The organism is Bradyrhizobium sp., assembly GCF_049581145.1.
GTDB lineage: Bacteria > Pseudomonadota > Alphaproteobacteria > Rhizobiales > Xanthobacteraceae > Bradyrhizobium.
In genome coordinates, this window is sequence record NZ_JBAURI010000494.1 from 1 (window position 1) to 17,588 (window position 17,588).

The window sequence follows — 17,588 nt, forward strand, 5'->3', positions numbered from 1 at the left end:
GCGAGGTTCAGGATCGCGGTCGAGAGCTGGCTTGGATCGATCAGGGCCGGCGCGCAATCATGCGCCAGCATCGACTCGATTTCGATCTGTTCGCCCAGCGTCGGCCGCAGCAACCGCGCGGCCTCGATGACCAGAGCGTTGATGTCGACGCTGTGCGGCTGCAGCGGCTGACGGCGGGCGAAGGCCAGCAGATGCTGGGTGAGGTCGGCGCCCCGCGCCGCCGCGGCGGCGATCATGTTGGTGATCTGGGCGAGCTGCGGATTGTTCTTGACGGCCTCGGCAAGGATTTCGATGGTTCCGGTGATCACGGTGAGGATGTTGTTGAAGTCATGGGCCACGCCACCGGTGAGCTGGCCGATCGCTTCCATCTTCTGCGCCTGCCGGACCTGGGCCTCGGTGGCTTCGATCTCGCGAAAACGTTGCACCATGGCCTCGGCCTTGCGGCGCTGCCGGACTTCCTCCTCGAGCGCCACATAGGCCTGCTGAAGTTGAATCCGTGTTGGCAGCACCAGGATGCGCGGCAACAGCAGCAGCAGTCCCGCGGTAATCCCTATCGAGATCAGCGCCAGGACGCCCTTGATGGCGCCCTCGATGCCGTAAGCAGGTACCCACAAGGTCAGGATCGACAACAGGCGGGTCACCCCGAAGACCCCAACGAAGATCGAAAATGCCCAGAACACGCTGCGGAACATGACATCGCGCCGGCGCCGCCAGACGAAGAACACCAGAACGAAAGTGGTGGTAAACAGGGCGCCGGCGGTCAGGGCATCGGAAGCGGCATTCAGCCAGATCAATTCCGGCTTCCACAACAGGCACGCGCCATGCGGGGCGAGCGTCGACATGTCCATAGGATCTCCAATAGCGGTCGGCACTGGACGCACCGCGATCCATTGGTCCGTCAGGACGACGGTTTAAATCATTCAGGTTTCCGCGAGCCGCGCAAGCGCGGTGCTGCCCAGCGCCGGCTTGCCTGGTATATCCGAGCCGTCGGAACCCCGCCCGCTCGTGACCGATTACCGGCAAGGCGCGTGGGCGCCGATATCGTGGTAAAATTATCGGGTCCCGAGCGTGGTGGCGTGCATGGACACGCAGCAAAATACCGCCCTTGGACCAAAGGCCAGACGAGGCAGGCTCAAGATGTCCGTGTGAGGCGCAGCACGACTATCGTCACGATGACGGTGGATGGTAATCGCGACGACGGCATAGCTCTTTGCCCCGCTCGCGCGAGTGCGCATCAAGGGCGCGCTGCGTTCGATGACCTTCGTCAACGGTGACCTCGTCGGCGGAATGGTGCTGCCTGGTGAGGGTTAGCGGCGGGCAGCGCGCAGCCTGGGGCGGCCCGAGTCGAGGAAGCCGACGGCATCGGCTTTCCGCAGCAGGCTTGCGACCTTGCCGTGACCATTATGTGCTGCGAGAATCCCGGCCGTGTTGCCGAGTGCATTGCGGGCAGCCGCATCGGCTCCATCGGCAAGCAACTCGTTCACGACATCAATGTGACCGCGATACGCGGCCCGCATCAGGGGCGTGCAGTCGACGAGGTCGGCTGCGTTGCCGTCGGCGTGATGAGCGAGCAGAAGTTTGACGACCGCCGTCAGGCCATTCTCCGCCGCGCGCGCCAGCGCGGTCTCGCCATCATGGTTCCTGGCGTTGACATCGGCTCCGTTCTTGAGAAGCACCTTCACCAGTTCGATATGGCCGCGTTCGGCGGCAAGCATCAGTGCGGTGTCGCCATCGCAATCGCGCGCGTTGACATCGGCTCCCTCGCCAAGCTGCGCCAAGATCGTTTTGACGTCGCCTTGATAGGCAGCGGTAATGACCGCCTTCACAGAATTATCGGAGTGCTTGGTATCATTCCGGCTCATGACAATCCCCTTTCTTGTCGAACCTTGTTCTTCGGAAAGGCGGCGAACATACGAGTCCGATCTCCGCAACTAAAGAGGAAACTGAACAAAAGTTATCGCTCACGGTAACATTACGGCTCGGTGTTGCCGCGCATCCGACATGCATCCACCATCGCATTGCAGCAACGCCGTACTGAGAAAAGAAGCCGGCCTTGAGTCGCATTGCGATAAATCAACGCGCACACTTGCACTGCGGCATGAAGCAGCTCGACGGCCCGCGATCGGGGCAGCAGCCGCAACCCAACTGCGCACTATAACATTGTGCGCTTCGATAGCCTGAAGACGGGAAACCGCCACGCTGAAGCGGCTTGTGCAGCAGGCTCAGCAATGGCGTCCTGACAAGACGAGGGCGGGACTTATTGAAAAATCCCGCCGTGCGACTGGACGTGCTTCAGTTCGATCGGAGCTCGTCGTTGGGATGGCGGGTTACGCCTTCATCGAGTGGGGGGACCCAGCGGCGACTTGGATGCGTTGCAGTGCGAAGAGGATCTCCGGCTCTCCAGCGTAGGTGCTGCCGTCACCGTCAGGCTCGTGATGCGGGATGGGTGGGGCCAGCGACGAAGGTGCATGCTCGAGATGGCGCGTTCCGGCTTCCGCCTTGGCTCCCAGCTCCGGCGGACGGGTCGCCTCCCATCACCTTACGAACTGTTCCTGCGGCGCAGGTTGGGGAACAGCAGCACCACAAAGGCGAGGGGGCCGATGAAAGCGGCGATCCACGCCCAGATCTTGAAGCTGCGTCCGCGATGCTCGGCCAACCAGCCGGCAACATAGATCGAGCCGATCATGCCGACGATCAACAGGGCGTCCATCGGATCAGCTCCAATGCCACTTGGCCCGCACCATACCAGAGACTGGTCACACGCCGACTGACCATCAAGACCCCGTGATTTCAAGACTGCGGCATCAAACCAACGAATCACGCCCTTGAATCACGCCCTTCAATCACGCCCTTGGCGGTCGCCTTCGCTTCGCCGCGAGGCGCCGCGGGCTGCGTGCTACGCGCGGACGCAACCGGGTTGCGGCTTCGCGGCGCGGTTTTGCATTGACCTGCGGGCCGCGCGCCAATTCCGTCAGCATGCGCAACGCTTCCACCACCGAACGCTGGCGTACCGCGCTGCGGCCGATCGCGCCGAAGCGGTGTTCGCGATGCAGGATGCGGCCGTCGCGGGCGGCAACTGCGAAATGCACCAGGCCCACGGGTTTGCCGGGCGCCGCGCCGCCGGGACCGGCGATGCCGGTGATGGCGACCGCCAGATCGACGTCGGCCCGCTCCAGCGCGCCGATCGCCATCTGGGTCGCGGTCTCCTTGGAGACGGCGCCGAAGGTCGCAAGCGTCGTCGCGTTGACCCCGAGCATCGCGCGCTTGGCTTCGTTGGAATAGGTGACGAAGCCGCGGTCGATGACATCGGAGGAGCCGGGGATGTCGGTGAGCGCCCCGGCCACCAGGCCGCCGGTGCAGGATTCCGCGGTCGCGATGGTCAGTTTGCGCATCCGGCACAGATCAAGCAGCGAGCGGGAGAGGGCGCGAGCGTCGCTGCCGCTCATGTCAGGCGCTCCCGCCTTTGGCGTCCCAGGAAGTGTCCAAAGGGTTGTCCCATGGCAGTCGGATCGTGGCGCCCGCGGTCGCAGCGATCCCTTCCTCGCGGCCGGTGAAGCCAAGCCGCTCGCTGGTCGTCGCTTTCACCGCCACGCGCGACACGTCCACGCCCGTGATCTCGGCAATCCGGGCGCGCATGGTGTCGCGCAACGGGCCGATCTTCGGGCGTTCGCAGATCAGCGTGACCTCGAGATTGGCGATGCGGCCGCCGCGCGCGGCGACGCGGTCAACGGCATATTTCAGGAAGCGGTCGGAGGAAGCGCCCTTCCACTTGGGATCGCTGGGCGGAAAGTGCGAGCCGATATCGCCGTCGGCGAGCGCGCCCAAGATGGCGTCGACCAGCGCATGCAGGCCGACATCGCCGTCGGAATGGGCGAGGAAGCCGCGCGTATGCGGCACGCGCACGCCGCAGATCATCAAATGATCGCCGTCGCCGAAGGCGTGGACGTCGTAGCCCGTGCCGGTCCTGATATCGCCGAGCGAGCTTGCGAGGCGGGCTTCCTCGCGCACGAAGTCTTCGGGTGTGGTGAGCTTCATGTTGGCAACATCGCCCTCAAAGGTTGCGACCGTCAATCCCGCCCACTCCGCAAGCGCGGCATCGTCGGTGAAATCCTGCCGGCCCTCGCGCGCCGCGCGGCGATGCGCCTCGAGGATCGCGTCGAAGCGAAACACCTGCGGTGTCTGCGCGATGCGCAGCCGCGCGCGCTCGGGCGTGGCCTCGACATCGCCATTGCCGTCGACCAGCTTGATGGTATCAGCGACGACAACCGTCGGGATCGCGGCCCCGGTGCGCGCCACGGCCGCGATCGCGCGCGAGATCATGGCCTGGGAGACGAACGGCCGCGCCGCATCGTGGATCAGAACGGTCTCCGGCTTCTGATCGGCGAGCGCCTCGAGCCCGGCATGCACCGAGGCCTGGCGCGTCGTGCCGCCTCTGGTCGGCGGCGCGTGGGCGAGGCCGCGCGTCGCCGCGTTGAACATCTCGGTGTCGTCGGGATTCAGCACCGGCTGCACGGCAAATACCTGCGGATGCCGGCAGAACGGCTCCATGGCACGGAAGATGACGGTCTGGCCGCCGATCGAACGGTATTGCTTGGGACCTCCCGCGCCAGCGCGCAGCCCGCGGCCGGCGGCGACGAGGATGGCTGCGGTCCGTGCAGAATTAGCCATGCGACTCAATTTACTGGTGATGGAAGCCTGGAGCGGGGAAAGCCCTTATCACGCCCGGCCCAGGAAAACAGAGTGATTCCTGATAGCTGTGGGAAAAGCCATTCGTGTTGCACTGCACTTGCAAGATCACAGGAATTGTCTAAACTGTAGGCATGAAACTTGACTGCACAAGATTTGTGCTCAAAATGCGAGTCGGCGGTCGCAATGCCGCGCCTGCCAGGAGAACGAGATTTTCGTGACCGGCCTGGGACCTCCACGCTGTAAGCCATTGAAAATAGGCGATATTGAGATCGCCAATCGGGTTTTCCTTGCGCCTATGTCAGGTATCACGGATGCACCCTTTCGACGCATGGTTGCGCGGCTGGGGGCTGGTCTGGTCGTCTCCGAAATGACCGCGAGCGACGATCTCGTGAACGGTCGCCCGATCTCCAGGTTGCGGTGCGAAGCTGCCGGTATCGGGCCACATGTCGTCCAGCTTGCTGGATGCGAGGCCCGCTGGATGGCCGAGGGCGCCCGGATCGCGGAACAGGCCGGCGCCGACATCATCGACATCAACATGGGCTGTCCGGCGCGGCATGTGACCGGCGGCCAGTCCGGCTCGGCGCTGATGCGCGATCTCGATCATGCCGAGCGGCTGATCGAGGCCACGGTGTCGGCCGTCACGGTGCCCGTGACCCTGAAGATGCGGCTTGGCTGGGACGATCGCGCGCGCAACGCGGCCGAGCTGGCGCGGCGTGCACAGGCCGCGGGCGTGCGGCTCATCACCGTGCACGGCCGCACCCGCTGCCAGTTTTACAAAGGCGAGGCTGACTGGGATGCGGTGCGCGCGGTCAGGGATGCGATCTCGATCCCGCTGGTCGTCAATGGCGACATTACCTCATATGAGACTGCGTTGCAGGCGCTCGAGGCGTCCGGCGCCGACGCGGTCATGATCGGGCGCGGTGCGCAGGGCCAGCCTTGGCTGCCCGGCCAGATCGGACGCCGTCTCGACGACGGACCGCTCGAGGCCGCGCCGGCGCTGGTCCAGCAGCTCGGCTATGTCCGCACGCTCCATGACGAGGTTTGCAGTCACTACGGACTGCGCGTCGGTCTGCGCCATGCCCGCAAGCATCTCGGCTGGGCGCTCGACATCGCAGCCCAGGCTGGCCGGGCCCCCGCCGAACGGCTGAAGGCCTGGCGCGAGAAGATCCTGACGTCGGAGGACCCTCATTGGGTGCATCAGGCTCTCGGCGATGCATACGATGACTTTGCATGGAGTGCCGCTGCATGACCACGGCCGCAGACCATCGCAAGACGCTTGCCTCCGACCACAGCGAGGCGATTCTGAACGCATTGCCCAATCCCGTGCTGCTGATCGGGCCCGACGGCAAGATCGTCGACGCCAACATGGCCGCCGAATCCTTCTTCGAGATCTCGACCCAATTTTTGCGGCGTCAATCGCTGAAGGAGCTGGTGCCGTTCGGCAGCCCGTTGCTGGCGCTGATCGACCAGGTGCGTGCGAGCGCCTCGCCGGTCAACGAATACAAGGTCGATCTGGGCACGCCGCGGATGGGAGGCGACCGCCAGGTCGACCTGCATGTCGCGCCCCTGACCGAACGTCCCGGTCATATCGTCGTGATGCTGCAGGAACGCACCATCGCCGACAAGATGGATCGCCAGCTGACGCATCGCAGCGCCGCGCGCTCGGTGATCGCGCTCGCCGCCATGCTGGCGCATGAAATCAAGAACCCGCTATCCGGCATCCGCGGCGCGGCGCAACTGCTGGAGCAGGCGGCGTCATCCGAGGACCGCATGCTGACCCGGCTGATCTGCGACGAGGCCGACCGCATCGTGACGCTGGTCGACCGCATGGAAGTGTTCGGCGACGACCGCCCGGTGGCGCGCGGCCCGGTCAACATCCATTCGGTGCTCGATCACGTCAAGCGGCTGGCGCAATCGGGTTTCGCCCGCAACGTCCGCTTCGTCGAGGAGTACGATCCGTCGCTGCCGCCGGTCCTGGCCAACCAGGACCAGTTGATCCAGGTGTTTCTCAACCTGGTTAAGAACGCCGCGGAGGCCGTGGTCGATCTCGGCACCGATGCGGAGATTCAGCTGACCACCGCGTTTCGTCCCGGCGTCCGGCTGTCGGTGCCCGGCAAGAAATCGCGGGTGTCGCTGCCGCTCGAATTCTGCGTCAAGGACAACGGCCCCGGGGTGCCCGAGGACCTGTTGCCGAACCTGTTCGACCCCTTCGTCACAACCAAGCCGACCGGCAGCGGGCTTGGGCTTGCCCTGGTCGCCAAGATCGTCGGCGATCACGGCGGCATCATCGAGTGCGAGTCGCAACCGCGCAAGACGACGTTCCGCGTGCTGCTGCCGATGTACAACAGCACCAAACACCATGATCAATCCAGTCGCGATGACGTTTCGGGGACGCCGTTGCACGCCTCACAGGGCACAAGATGAGGAACAACAATGCCTGCAGGTAGCATTCTCGTCGCCGATGACGACACCGCCATTCGGACGGTCTTGAACCAGGCGCTGTCGCGCGCCGGATATGAAGTCCGCCTCACCGGCAATGCCGCGACGCTGTGGCGCTGGGTCAGCCAGGGCGAGGGCGATCTCGTTATCACCGACGTGGTGATGCCGGACGAGAACGCCTTCGATCTGTTGCCGCGGATCAAGAAGATGCGGCCGAATCTTCCGGTCATCGTCATGAGCGCGCAAAACACCTTCATGACGGCGATCCGGGCCTCGGAGCGTGGCGCCTACGAATATCTGCCCAAGCCGTTCGACCTCAAGGAACTGATCGCCATCGTCGGCCGCGCGCTGGCCGAGCCGAAGGAACGCGCCGCCCACCCGGCGGAAGAAAACGAATTCGATTCGATCCCGCTGGTCGGCCGCTCGCCGGCGATGCAGGAAATCTACCGCGTGCTGGCGCGTCTGATGCAGACCGACCTCACCGTGATGATTTCCGGCGAATCCGGCACCGGCAAGGAATTGGTCGCACGTGCGCTGCATGACTACGGCAAGCGGCGCAACGGTCCGTTCGTCGCCGTCAACATGGCGGCGATCCCGCGCGACCTGATCGAATCCGAATTGTTCGGCCATGAACGCGGCGCGTTCACCGGCGCCAACACCCGCGCCTCAGGCCGCTTCGAGCAGGCCGAAGGCGGCACGCTGTTCCTCGACGAGATCGGCGACATGCCGATGGAGGCGCAGACCCGGCTCTTGCGCGTGCTGCAGCAGGGCGAATACACCACGGTCGGCGGCCGCACCCCGATCAAGACGGATGTGCGGATCGTAGCGGCCTCCAACAAGGACCTGCGCATCCTGATTCAGCAGGGCCTGTTCCGCGAAGACCTATTCTTCCGCCTCAATGTGGTGCCGCTGCGGCTGCCGCCGCTGCGCGAGCGCATCGAAGACCTGCCGGACCTGGTGCGGCATTTCTTCGCGCTTGCCGAGAAGGACGGGCTGCCGCCGAAGAAGCTCGACGCGCTGGCGCTGGAGCGAATGAAGCAGCATCGCTGGCCCGGCAACGTCCGCGAGCTCGAAAATCTGGCGCGCCGGCTGGCCGCGCTCTACCCGCAGGATGTCATCACCGCCTCCGTCATCGACGGCGAACTGGCCCCGCCAGCGGTGAACTCGGGCGGCGCCGTGCATCAGGGCATCGACAACCTCGGGGGCGCGGTCGAGGCCTATTTATCCTCGCATTTCTCGGGCTTTCCCAATGGCGTGCCGCCGCCGGGCCTCTATCACCGCATCCTCAAGGAGATCGAGGTGCCGCTGTTGACCGCGGCGTTGGCGGCGACGCGCGGCAACCAGATCCGCGCGGCCGATCTGCTCGGTCTCAACCGCAACACGCTGCGCAAGAAGATCAGGGATCTCGACATCCAGGTCTACCGCAGCGGGAGCTAGGCCCGGACACGGTATTAAAACACCGCAAGATCGCGCTGCTTCAATCTTTTTTGCGTGCTTTGGCAGCAAGAAACGCCGTGGATTTGTCGCAATTCGGCAACATTGTGATATGAATGCATCAGTCGCCGCACTTTGCGGGATCAGATGATTCTCAGCATCACCTTGCCGGAATGACCAGCGCAGAGACCTCAGCCGCATCGTTCAACGCGTCGGTTGCCGAACCCAGGGGGCGAACCCTGATGCGGCTGCTGGCGCCGTTCGCGGTCGCCGTTGCGCTGCTCTCTGCGATGTTGACCTTCGTGGTCTTGACCGGGCTGACCCCGATCGAGCCGACGCCGCTGGTCGTCAGGTCGTTCCTGCTGCTCAATGCGGCGACCATTCTGCTCCTGGTCGGGATTATCCTGCACGAAGTCTGGCTGGTCATGCAGGCGAGACGCCGCGGCCGGGCTGCTGCCCGGCTGCACATCCAGATTGTCGGCCTGTTCTCGGTGATTGCAGTGCTGCCGGCGGTGCTGGTCGCGGTCGCGGCCAACGTGACCCTCGACCGCGGGCTCGACCGGCTGTTCTCCGGGCCGACGCGTGAGGCCATCCAGAACTCAGTGACCATCGCCCGCGCCTATATGCAGGAGCACGCTGAACTGATCCAGGGCGACATCCTGGGCATGGTCAGCGACATCTCGCGCGCCCCCGCCACAGCCCGACGCCTTTACGAACTCGATCCCAAATCCTTTCAGGAATTGCTGACCGCAAGCGCGGCCGCGCGCAACCTGCCGGACGCGATGCTGATCGACAAGGACCGCAACATTCTGGCAACTGCGGATACCGGCGTTCAGCTGACCTTCGCAGCGCCGCAGCCGGATTTCCTCAGCAATGTCGGCGTCGACAAGCCCGAAATCGCGGTGCTGCCGGAGGAGAACTATGTCGCGGCGGTGATCCGGTTGCGCGCGTTCGACGACACCTACCTCTATGTGGCCCGCCAGCTCGATCCGCGCGTGGTCGAACAGCTCAAGGAAACCGAGGCCAGCGCGGCTGAATATGCCGCGATCGAATCGCGCCGGCTCGGCATTCAGGTGAATTTCGCGCTAATGTTCGCGGTAATCGCGCTGACCATCCTGATGGCCTCGGTGCTGATCGGCCTGAACTTCGCCAACTGGCTGGTGGCGCCGATCCGGCGGCTGATGAGTGCCGCCAGCACGGTGTCGACCGGCGACCTGGATGTCCAGGTGCCGGTGCACCAGTCGGAAGGCGATCTCGCCCGGCTCGGCGAGGTCTTCAACAAGATGACACAGGACCTGCGCACCCAGCGCGACGAGCTGGTCAACGCGTCTGACCTGATCGACAGCCGCCGCCGTTTCATCGAGGCGGTGCTGTCGTCGGCGAGCGCCGGCATCATCGGCGTCGACGCCTCCGGCAGCGTCGGCATCCTCAACCGCTCGGCGGAGAAGCTGATCGGCCACGTCGAATCGGAAACGCTGGACCATCCGCTGTCGGACGTGCTGCCCGAGCTCGACGACATGATGAAGAGCGCGCGCGAGGGCACACAACGGCTGGTGCAGGGCCAGATCACCATTCTGCGCGACGGCCATGAACGCAATCTCTCCGTGCGTGTCAGCGCCGAGCAAACCAGCCAGTCGCGCGACAGCTATATCATCACGCTCGACGACATCACCGAGCTGGTGTCGGCGCAGCGGACCTCGGCCTGGGGCGACGTCGCGCGGCGCATCGCGCACGAGATCAAGAACCCGCTGACGCCAATTCAACTGTCGGCGGAGCGAATCCGCCGCAAATTCGGCCGAGTCATCACCGAGGACAAGGCGGTCTTCGAACAATGCACGGACACTATCGTGCGGCAGGTCGATGATATCAGGCGGATGGTCGACGAGTTCTCGCGCTTCGCGCGGATGCCGAAACCGGTGATCGAAGGCGAGGACCTCGCCGATACGGTGCGGCAGGCCGTCTTCCTGATGAGAGTGGGACATCCCGACATCGATATCGAGGTCGAGCTGAAGGAAGATCCATTGCGCGCGCAATTCGACCGGCGGCTGATCTCCCAGGCGCTCACCAACATCATCAAGAACGCGACCGAGGCGATCGAGGCGGTGCCGGCCGAGGATCTCGGCAAGGGCCGCATCGACGTCATCGCCGCCCGCGACCATGACGACGTCGTGATCGATGTGATCGACAACGGCATCGGCCTGCCCAAGGTCGCCCGCGCGCGGCTGCTGGAGCCCTATGTCACGACGCGCTCGAAGGGGACCGGGCTCGGGCTTGCGATCGTCGGGCGCGTGCTCGAGGACCATGGCGGCCGGATCGAGCTGAAAGATGCCTCGGACTTCCGGTCCGGCCAGCGCGGCGCCTGGATGCGCCTGCGGTTCGCGGTCTCCGGCCGCGCAGCAAAAGTCGAAGCCAAGGAGCAGCAGACCGAGCCGACCGCCGATCGCGAACAGCCCAACGACCAACAGCCCGCGAGCGAACAGCCAACGAGCAGTGAAACAAAACAACCGGCCGCCGAACCCGGCGCACCGGTCGAGGCGACCGATGTTGAAACAAAAATCAAAGCCGCAACAGGCAGCTGACAAGGCGGGCGGGATCCATGGCAAGTGACATTCTGATCGTCGATGACGAGGCCGATATTCGCGAACTGGTCGCGGGTATCCTGGACGACGAGGGGTTTTCGACCAGGACCGCGCGCGACAGCGATTCGGCGCTGGCCGAGATCGTGAACCGGCGCCCCAATCTGGTATTTCTCGACATCTGGCTGCAAGGCAGCAAGCTCGACGGGCTGCAGCTGCTGGAGCAGATCAAGCGCGACCATCCCGACCTTCCGGTCGTGATGATCTCCGGACACGGCAACATCGAAACCGCGGTCGCGGCCATCAAGCGCGGCGCCTATGATTTCATCGAGAAGCCCTTCAAGGCCGACCGGCTGATCCTGGTGGCGACGCGAGCGCTCGAGACCTCGCGCCTGAAACGCGAGGTGAGGGAGCTGAAGCAGCTCGCGCCCTCCTCGAACATCCTGGCCGGCCGTTCGCCGGCGATGAACCAATTGCGCCAGACCATCGAACGCGCCGCCAAGGCCAACAGCCGCATCCTGATCGTCGGTCCGTCCGGCTCCGGCAAGGAGCTCGCGGCGCGGATGCTGCACGCCGCATCGAGCCGCGCCGATGGACCGTTCGTCGTCATCAACGCGGCGGCGATCACGCCCGAGCGCATGGAGATGGAGCTGTTCGGAATCGAACAGTCCAATGGCGAGCAGGCGCGCAAGACCGGCGCGCTGGAAGAAGCCCATGGCGGCACGCTGTTCGTCGACGAGATCGGCGACATGCCGCGCGAGACCCAGAACAAGATCCTGCGGGTGCTGGTCGATCAGACCTTCCAGCGCCAGGGCGGCACCACCAAGGTCCATGTCGACGTCCGCATCATTTCCTCGACCGCGCGCAATCTGGAAGAGGAGATCTCGGCGGGACGGTTCCGCGAGGATCTCTATCATCGCCTGTCGGTGGTGCCGATCCGGGTGCCGCCGCTGTCGGAGCGGCGCGAGGACATTCCCGAACTGATCGATTATTTCATGGAGCAGATTTCATCCACCACCGGCCTGCCGCGGCGGCAGATCGGCCAGGATGCGATGGCGGTGCTGCAATCGCATGTCTGGCCCGGCAACGTTCGCCAGCTGCGCAACAATGTCGAGCGCGTGATGATTCTGGCGGGCGGCGGTCCGGAGGTCATTATCACCGCCGACATGCTGCCGCAGGATGTCGGCTCGATGGTGCCGGCGATGCCGACCAGCAACAATGGCGAGCACATCATGGGCCTGCCGCTGCGCGAGGCACGGGAGGTGTTCGAGCGCGATTACCTGATCGCGCAGATCAGCCGATTCTCGGGCAACATCTCGCGGACGGCGGAATTTGTCGGAATGGAACGCTCGGCCCTGCATCGCAAGCTCAAGGCGCTCGGGGTCGGTTAGTCCCGGAACCGGGAATACGCGCATTTCCTTGGGATATTCCGTCCGTTTTCCGTGATTCTACGGAAAAATGCAGCGGTCGGCTGCGCCGAACCGGCTTGCCTATGAACCGCGCCTGCCTTCTAATCATCGGGTCGGCTGTTTCCGGAGGGGGAACTCAGGGAATGGCGACAACCGGAGGGAGCTCCGCAAGAGAGCTGCAACCCGGATATAACAAATAACAAGCACAAGACGCGAGACAAAAACAATGGCGGCAGACCGCGCACAAAATTTACAAGACACCTTCCTCAATCACGTTCGAAAAACCAAGACGCCTCTGACGATCTTCCTCGTGAACGGAGTGAAGCTGCAGGGAATTGTTACCTGGTTCGACAATTTCTGCCTGCTGTTGCGGCGTGACGGCCATTCGCAGCTCGTCTACAAGCATGCGATTTCAACCATCATGCCCGGCGCCCCGATCCAGTTGTTCGAAGGCGGCGAGGATGCTCCGGCTTGAGAGTGATCTGATTGGAACCCCGAATCAGGGAAGGGGAGGCCGACCGTCCGCGGGCGGCGGGAGGCGGAGAGAACGGGCGGGTGATTGTCATCGGCCCGTATCTGCGGCTGCGCCGCGGCGAGGCCGCCACGCCAACGGATGATCACGGCCACGATCATGCCTCGTTGCGCGGCTTCGAGGCCCGGCTCGAGGAAGCCACGGGCCTGGCGCGTGCCATCGATCTTGCGGTCGCGGACAGCGTGATCGCGCCGATCAGCCAGATCCGGCCCGCGACCTATCTCGGCAAGGGCAAGGTCGAGGAGATCCTGGGCCTCATCACCGGGCACGACATCGAGCTCGTCGTGATGGATTGCGCGCTGTCGCCGATCCAGCAGCGCAATCTGGAGAAGGCCTGGAACACCAAGGTGCTCGACCGCACCGGGCTGATCCTGGAGATCTTCGGTCGCCGCGCCAAGACCAAGGAAGGCGCATTGCAGGTCGAGCTGGCGCATCTGAACTATCAGCGCAGCCGCCTGGTGCGGTCCTGGACCCATCTCGAGCGCCAGCGCGGCGGCTTCGGCTTCATGGGCGGCCCCGGCGAAACCCAGATCGAGGCGGACCGCCGCCTGATCGGCGAGCGCATCACCAGGCTGCAGAACGAGCTGAAGAAGGTGCAGGCGACGCGGCGGCTGCATCGCGCCGGCCGGCAGCGGGTGCCCTATCGCGTGGTGGCGCTGGTCGGCTACACCAATGCCGGCAAGTCGACGCTGTTCAACCGCCTGACCCGCGCCGAGGTGCAGGCCGCCGACATGCTGTTTGCGACGCTCGATCCGACCCTGCGCGCGCTGGCCCTGCCGCATGGCGGCAAGGCGATGCTCTCGGACACCGTCGGCTTCATCTCCAATCTGCCGACCCAGCTGGTGGCTGCGTTCCGCGCCACGCTGGAGGAGGTGCAGGAGGCCGACGTCATTCTGCATGTCCGCGACATCTCGCACGAGGATGCCGAGGCCCAGGAGCGCGACGTCGACGCCGTGCTGCGCCAGCTCGGCATCGATCCCGAGGCCGGCGGCCGCATCCTCGAGGTCTGGAACAAGATCGATCGCTTCGGCCCCGAGGAGCGCGACAATCTGCGCAACATCGCCGCGCGCCGGCCGCCGGAACGGCCGTGCTTCCTGGTCTCCGCCGAAACCGGCGAGGGCATCGCCGCGCTGCTGGTGGCGATCGAGGACCGGCTGGCGGTGACCCGCATGACGCTCGACCTGTCGATCGACGCCGCAGACGGCGCCGGCATTTCGTGGCTGCATCGCAATGCCGAGGTGCTGAACAAGGAGCTGCATGACGGCCGCTTCGACATGACCGTGCGGGTCGACGAGACCAAGCGAGATATCGTCGTCAACCGGTTCGACGCCGTGCCGCACGAGACGCCATCAGTTTAGCGCAGGCCGGCAAGGCCGGATTCGTTGACGGTCTCTGTTTGATGGCTCATGCCCCAACAACGCTTCATGCGACCACCATCAGCCGTCGTCCCCGCGAAGGCCGGGACCCATAGCCACCGGCCTTTGTTGCTACGCTCACGGTATCACCCCAGCATGCTGAAAAACATCGGCCTGTGGGTATCGGTCCCAGCTCAAGGCCGGGACGACGCCGGAATTTCCTGCTCCTTCACCTCGCTCCCCTTCGCCTCGTTCCACAATGCGTCCATTTCGTCGAGCGTGGCCTGATCCAGCGTGCGGCCCTGCGCGGCCAGTGCGCGCTCGATATAGGCGAAGCGGCGTTCGAATTTGGCGTTGGTGCGGCGGAGCGCCATCTCTGGATCGGTGTCGACGTGGCGCGCGAGATTGACGAGTGCGAACAGCAGGTCGCCGGTTTCATCGGCGAGTTCGTCCGCGTCGTGGTCGTCGAGCGCTTGTTCGATCTCGTCGCATTCTTCGCGGATCTTCTGCAGCACCGCGCGCGGATCGTGCCAGTCGAAGCCGACGGTCGACGCCTTGCGCTGCAATTCCATGGCGCGGACCAGCGCCGGCTGGCCGGCCTTGACGCCCGACAAGAGCGAGGCGGCCGCTTGTTCCTGCCCGGGTCGCCGCGCGGCGCGCTCGGCTTTTTCCTCCGCCTTGATCCGTTCCCAGGCGCCCTTGACATGGGCCGGCGTCAGATTGCCGTCCTTGTCGGCGAACACATGCGGGTGGCGCCGGATCATTTTCCGGGTGATCGCTTCCACCACGTCGCCGAATGCAAAGGCATTCTGCTCTTCCGCCATGCGGGCGTGAAACACCACCTGCAGCAGCAGATCGCCGAGCTCGTCGCGGAGGTCATCGAGATCGCCGCGCGCAATCGCCTCGGCGACTTCATGAGCCTCCTCGATGGCATAAGGCGCAATGGTTGCGAAATTCTGCTCGAGATCCCAGGGACAGCCGCTGCCCGGCGTGCGCAGCTGCGCCATGATCTCGAGCAGGCGGGAGATGTCGCGGGAAGGGGTCATTGCGGGGTCCTGGGATGCGAGCAACGCGATCTTCATGCCGTAACAGACGGCGCGATCCCAGTCACGCAGTGCTGATGTGCATCGGTTGGCGTCCGCGCGCGAGCGATGCTAAGGCCATCCCGCATGGACGACGCATCTCGATCACAAACGGCTCTCGTGCTGTTCTCCGGCGGCCAGGATTCCACCACCTGCCTCGCCTGGGCGCTGGCGCGCTTTGGCAGGGTCGAAATGCTCGGCTTCGATTACGGGCAGCGTCATGCGATCGAGTTGGCCTGCCGCGACCGGCTGCTCGACGGCATCCGGGCGCTGCGCGCCGACTGGGCGCAGAAGCTCGGCGACAGCCACACGCTGCAAATTGCGACATTGGCGGAGATCTCCGACACCGCGTTGACCCGTGACGTCGCTATCACGATGGGCGCGGACGGCCTGCCCAACACTTTCGTGCCCGGACGCAACCTGGTGTTTTTGACCTTCGCCGCCGCGCTGGCCTACCGGCGCGGCATCGCGCATATCATCGGCGGCATGTGCGAGACCGACTATTCCGGCTACCCGGATTGCCGCGACCAGACCATCCGCGCGCTCAACGCCGCGCTCAATCTCGGCATGGCCAGACCGTTCGAGCTGCACACCCCGCTGATGTGGCTCGACAAGGCGGCGACCTGGCGGCTCGCGCATGACCTCGGCGGCACGCCGCTGGTCGACCTGATCCGCGAGCATTCCCAAACCTGTTATCTCGGCGAGCGCGGCACGCGCCATGACTGGGGCTTTGGCTGCGGCGAATGCCCGGCCTGCGTGCTGCGGGCGAAGGGCTGGCGGGAGTATGCGGGGCGATCTTAGCAGACAATCACCGCAAACCGCTGCGCCGAGAAGTCCGGGTTGCTTGATCTGAGTGGATGGGCCAGATTCGCAGCCGCTTATTTCCAATTTCATTAGAACCTATCATGTCCGTCACCGATCTTTTCAGCGTCGAAAACCGCGTCGTTTGCATCAGCGGTGCCAGCCGCGGCCTCGGCAAGGGCTTGGCCGCCATGTTTGCCGAGCGGGGCGCACGGGTCGTGATTGCGTCATGGGATGACAAAGAACTGGCCGCCGCGAAGGCCGAGCTGGCCGCCAAGGGATTGCAGGTTGAGATCGTCCGGGCCGACGTCTCGGATCCGCGCGCCTGCGAAGAGCTCGTCGTTCACACCGTGAATACATTTGGCCGCATCGATACCATGATCTGTAATGCCGGCATCGACAGGATCAAGCCGGCCGAAGACTACGAACACGACGAGTGGGACCGGATCCTCGATGTCAACCTCAAGGGCGCCTACTTCTGCTCCAAATATGCGGGCCGTGCGATGCTCGCCGCCGGCAAGGGCAGCATCATCATCACGTCGTCGATCGCCGGCAGCTCCGGCATCCCGGGACTTGCGCCCTACGCGGCATCGAAAGGCGGCATCGACCAGATCGTGAGAACGCTGGGTGTCGAATGGGCGCAACGGGGCGTGCGTGTGAATGCGGTCGCGCCGGGCTACATCAACATGTCATGGACGGCGTGGACCCCACACCCGCCGCGCCCTACCAGCAGCGAGCCATGGCGCGCACCCCGATGGGACGGCGCGGCGAAATCGCCGAGTTCGCCGGCGCCTACCTCTTTCTGGCAAGCGATGCGTCGTCATACATGACTGGAGAAATTCTCTACGTCGATGGCGGATACCATGCCGGATGAGACACCGCCGATCGGCATCGTTGAATTCGGGTCTCGCCTACGAATTCGGCCCGAAATCCTCCGCCTTCAGCTCGATCGGCGCGCCGTGCGGGGTACGGTCGGCGGCATGGTCCCAGGCATCGCGGTAGCGGGCCAGCGTCTGCGGGGAGGCGACGCCTTTGGCGGCGACCAGATGCTCCAGCGTGGCGAGCCAGTGACTGTAGTAGGTCTCGCCGGTGTCGGCATCGCCTGACGCCTGCGCGCGCTGGATCTGGTCCGCCAGGGCGGCCGCCCATTCGCTCCAGCTGAACAGGCCGCGCTCGTGCAGGGTCAGCGCCATCGCGAAGGCATGGGCTTCCCAAGGTTCCCGGAACACCGGGCCGCCGGCATCCCGCGGAATGCCGGGAACGCTGCGGGC

At 64.8% G+C, this 17,588-nt stretch carries 16 protein-coding genes and 1 pseudogene; 10 read left to right on the forward strand and 7 right to left on the reverse strand.

Going from position 1 to position 17,588, the window contains the following annotated elements; genetic code table 11:
- The 5 genes from WCB02_RS16405 to WCB02_RS16425 form a co-directional block, all read right to left on the reverse strand.
- Window positions 1-842 (reverse strand): histidine kinase dimerization/phospho-acceptor domain-containing protein (locus WCB02_RS16405; RefSeq protein WP_423959558.1); only part of this gene is annotated, 842 nt, incomplete at its 3' end.
- Window positions 843-1,307: 465 nt separating this feature from the next.
- A complete protein-coding gene (locus WCB02_RS16410; protein ID WP_423959529.1) occupies window positions 1,308-1,862 on the reverse strand; it encodes an ankyrin repeat domain-containing protein in 555 nt (184 codons plus the stop codon).
- 677 nt (window positions 1,863-2,539) lie between these two features.
- Complete coding sequence (locus WCB02_RS16415) at window positions 2,540-2,710, reverse strand: hypothetical protein (RefSeq protein WP_423959531.1); 171 nt, start codon at window positions 2,708-2,710, stop codon at window positions 2,540-2,542.
- 133 nt (window positions 2,711-2,843) lie between these two features.
- The gene (locus tag WCB02_RS16420; protein ID WP_423959533.1) at window positions 2,844-3,446 is read right to left on the reverse strand and encodes a CinA family protein; all 603 of its coding nucleotides are present in this window, start codon (window positions 3,444-3,446) and stop codon (window positions 2,844-2,846) included.
- Window position 3,447: 1 nt separating this feature from the next.
- The gene (locus WCB02_RS16425; RefSeq protein WP_423959535.1) at window positions 3,448-4,668 is read right to left on the reverse strand and encodes a bifunctional 2-C-methyl-D-erythritol 4-phosphate cytidylyltransferase/2-C-methyl-D-erythritol 2,4-cyclodiphosphate synthase; all 1,221 of its coding nucleotides are present in this window, start codon (window positions 4,666-4,668) and stop codon (window positions 3,448-3,450) included.
- 268 nt (window positions 4,669-4,936) lie between these two features.
- Here WCB02_RS16425 and dusB point away from each other — a divergent pair, with 268 nt between their 5' ends.
- From dusB to hflX, 7 genes are all read left to right on the forward strand, one after another.
- Window positions 4,937-5,938, forward strand: a complete 1,002-nt coding sequence (gene dusB / locus WCB02_RS16430) for a tRNA dihydrouridine synthase DusB (RefSeq protein WP_423959536.1) — start codon at window positions 4,937-4,939, stop codon at window positions 5,936-5,938.
- On the forward strand, window positions 5,935-7,113 hold the full coding sequence (locus WCB02_RS16435; RefSeq protein WP_423959538.1) for a two-component system sensor histidine kinase NtrB: 1,179 nt from the start codon (window positions 5,935-5,937) through the stop codon (window positions 7,111-7,113). The genes dusB and WCB02_RS16435 overlap by 4 nt, the downstream gene beginning before the upstream one ends.
- Window positions 7,114-7,122: 9 nt before the next feature.
- Window positions 7,123-8,565 carry a nitrogen regulation protein NR(I) gene (gene ntrC / locus WCB02_RS16440; protein WP_423959541.1) on the forward strand — a complete coding sequence of 481 codons (1,443 nt, stop codon included), beginning with the start codon at window positions 7,123-7,125 and terminating at the stop codon, window positions 8,563-8,565.
- Window positions 8,566-8,735: 170 nt separating this feature from the next.
- Entirely contained in the window at window positions 8,736-11,141 is a 2,406-nt protein-coding gene (locus tag WCB02_RS16445; protein WP_423959543.1) for an ATP-binding protein, read from the forward strand.
- 17 nt (window positions 11,142-11,158) lie between these two features.
- Window positions 11,159-12,529: a sigma-54-dependent transcriptional regulator gene (locus WCB02_RS16450; protein ID WP_423959545.1), complete on the forward strand. Its 1,371-nt coding sequence runs from the start codon at window positions 11,159-11,161 to the stop codon at window positions 12,527-12,529.
- Between the two features lie 244 nt (window positions 12,530-12,773).
- A complete protein-coding gene (hfq, locus tag WCB02_RS16455; RefSeq protein ID WP_006020546.1) occupies window positions 12,774-13,022 on the forward strand; it encodes an RNA chaperone Hfq in 249 nt (82 codons plus the stop codon).
- A gap of 11 nt (window positions 13,023-13,033) precedes the next feature.
- The gene (gene hflX / locus WCB02_RS16460; RefSeq protein WP_423959547.1) at window positions 13,034-14,437 is read left to right on the forward strand and encodes a GTPase HflX; all 1,404 of its coding nucleotides are present in this window, start codon (window positions 13,034-13,036) and stop codon (window positions 14,435-14,437) included.
- A gap of 191 nt (window positions 14,438-14,628) precedes the next feature.
- Here hflX and mazG read toward each other — a convergent pair whose 3' ends face one another.
- Window positions 14,629-15,480, reverse strand: a complete 852-nt coding sequence (gene mazG / locus WCB02_RS16465; protein WP_423959549.1) for a nucleoside triphosphate pyrophosphohydrolase — start codon at window positions 15,478-15,480, stop codon at window positions 14,629-14,631.
- 123 nt (window positions 15,481-15,603) lie between these two features.
- Between mazG and queC the strand changes: the two genes are divergently transcribed.
- The 3 genes and pseudogenes from queC (at window position 15,604) to WCB02_RS16480 (ending at window position 17,191) form a co-directional block, all read left to right on the forward strand.
- Window positions 15,604-16,317, forward strand: a complete 714-nt coding sequence (gene queC / locus WCB02_RS16470) for a 7-cyano-7-deazaguanine synthase QueC (protein WP_423959552.1) — start codon at window positions 15,604-15,606, stop codon at window positions 16,315-16,317.
- Between the two features lie 191 nt (window positions 16,318-16,508).
- Window positions 16,509-16,949 (forward strand): annotated as a pseudogene (locus tag WCB02_RS16475) (SDR family NAD(P)-dependent oxidoreductase); the annotation flags it as partial.
- 122 nt (window positions 16,950-17,071) lie between these two features.
- On the forward strand, window positions 17,072-17,191 hold the full coding sequence (locus WCB02_RS16480; RefSeq protein WP_423959554.1) for an SDR family oxidoreductase: 120 nt from the start codon (window positions 17,072-17,074) through the stop codon (window positions 17,189-17,191).
- 37 nt (window positions 17,192-17,228) lie between these two features.
- Here WCB02_RS16480 and WCB02_RS16485 read toward each other — a convergent pair.
- Window positions 17,229-17,588 (reverse strand): nitrile hydratase accessory protein (locus WCB02_RS16485; protein WP_423959556.1); only part of this gene is annotated, 360 nt, incomplete at its 5' end.

What these genes read in the sequence shown, in the direction of transcription:
- WCB02_RS16420 (WP_423959533.1), bottom strand. Translation starts at nt 3,446, where the DNA reads ATGAGCGGCAGCGACGCTCGCGCCCTCTCCCGCTCGCTGCTTGATCTG.
- mazG (WP_423959549.1), bottom strand. Translation starts at nt 15,480, where the DNA reads ATGACCCCTTCCCGCGACATCTCCCGCCTGCTCGAGATCATGGCGCAG.
- WCB02_RS16480 (WP_423959554.1), top strand. Translation starts at nt 17,072, where the DNA reads ATGGGACGGCGCGGCGAAATCGCCGAGTTCGCCGGCGCCTACCTCTTT.
- WCB02_RS16450 (WP_423959545.1), top strand. Translation starts at nt 11,159, where the DNA reads ATGGCAAGTGACATTCTGATCGTCGATGACGAGGCCGATATTCGCGAA.
- queC (WP_423959552.1), top strand. Translation starts at nt 15,604, where the DNA reads ATGGACGACGCATCTCGATCACAAACGGCTCTCGTGCTGTTCTCCGGC.
- WCB02_RS16425 (WP_423959535.1), bottom strand. Translation starts at nt 4,668, where the DNA reads ATGGCTAATTCTGCACGGACCGCAGCCATCCTCGTCGCCGCCGGCCGC.
- WCB02_RS16435 (WP_423959538.1), top strand. Translation starts at nt 5,935, where the DNA reads ATGACCACGGCCGCAGACCATCGCAAGACGCTTGCCTCCGACCACAGC.
- WCB02_RS16415 (WP_423959531.1), bottom strand. Translation starts at nt 2,710, where the DNA reads ATGGACGCCCTGTTGATCGTCGGCATGATCGGCTCGATCTATGTTGCC.
- WCB02_RS16410 (WP_423959529.1), bottom strand. Translation starts at nt 1,862, where the DNA reads ATGAGCCGGAATGATACCAAGCACTCCGATAATTCTGTGAAGGCGGTC.
- ntrC (WP_423959541.1), top strand. Translation starts at nt 7,123, where the DNA reads ATGCCTGCAGGTAGCATTCTCGTCGCCGATGACGACACCGCCATTCGG.
- hfq (WP_006020546.1), top strand. Translation starts at nt 12,774, where the DNA reads ATGGCGGCAGACCGCGCACAAAATTTACAAGACACCTTCCTCAATCAC.
- WCB02_RS16445 (WP_423959543.1), top strand. Translation starts at nt 8,736, where the DNA reads ATGACCAGCGCAGAGACCTCAGCCGCATCGTTCAACGCGTCGGTTGCC.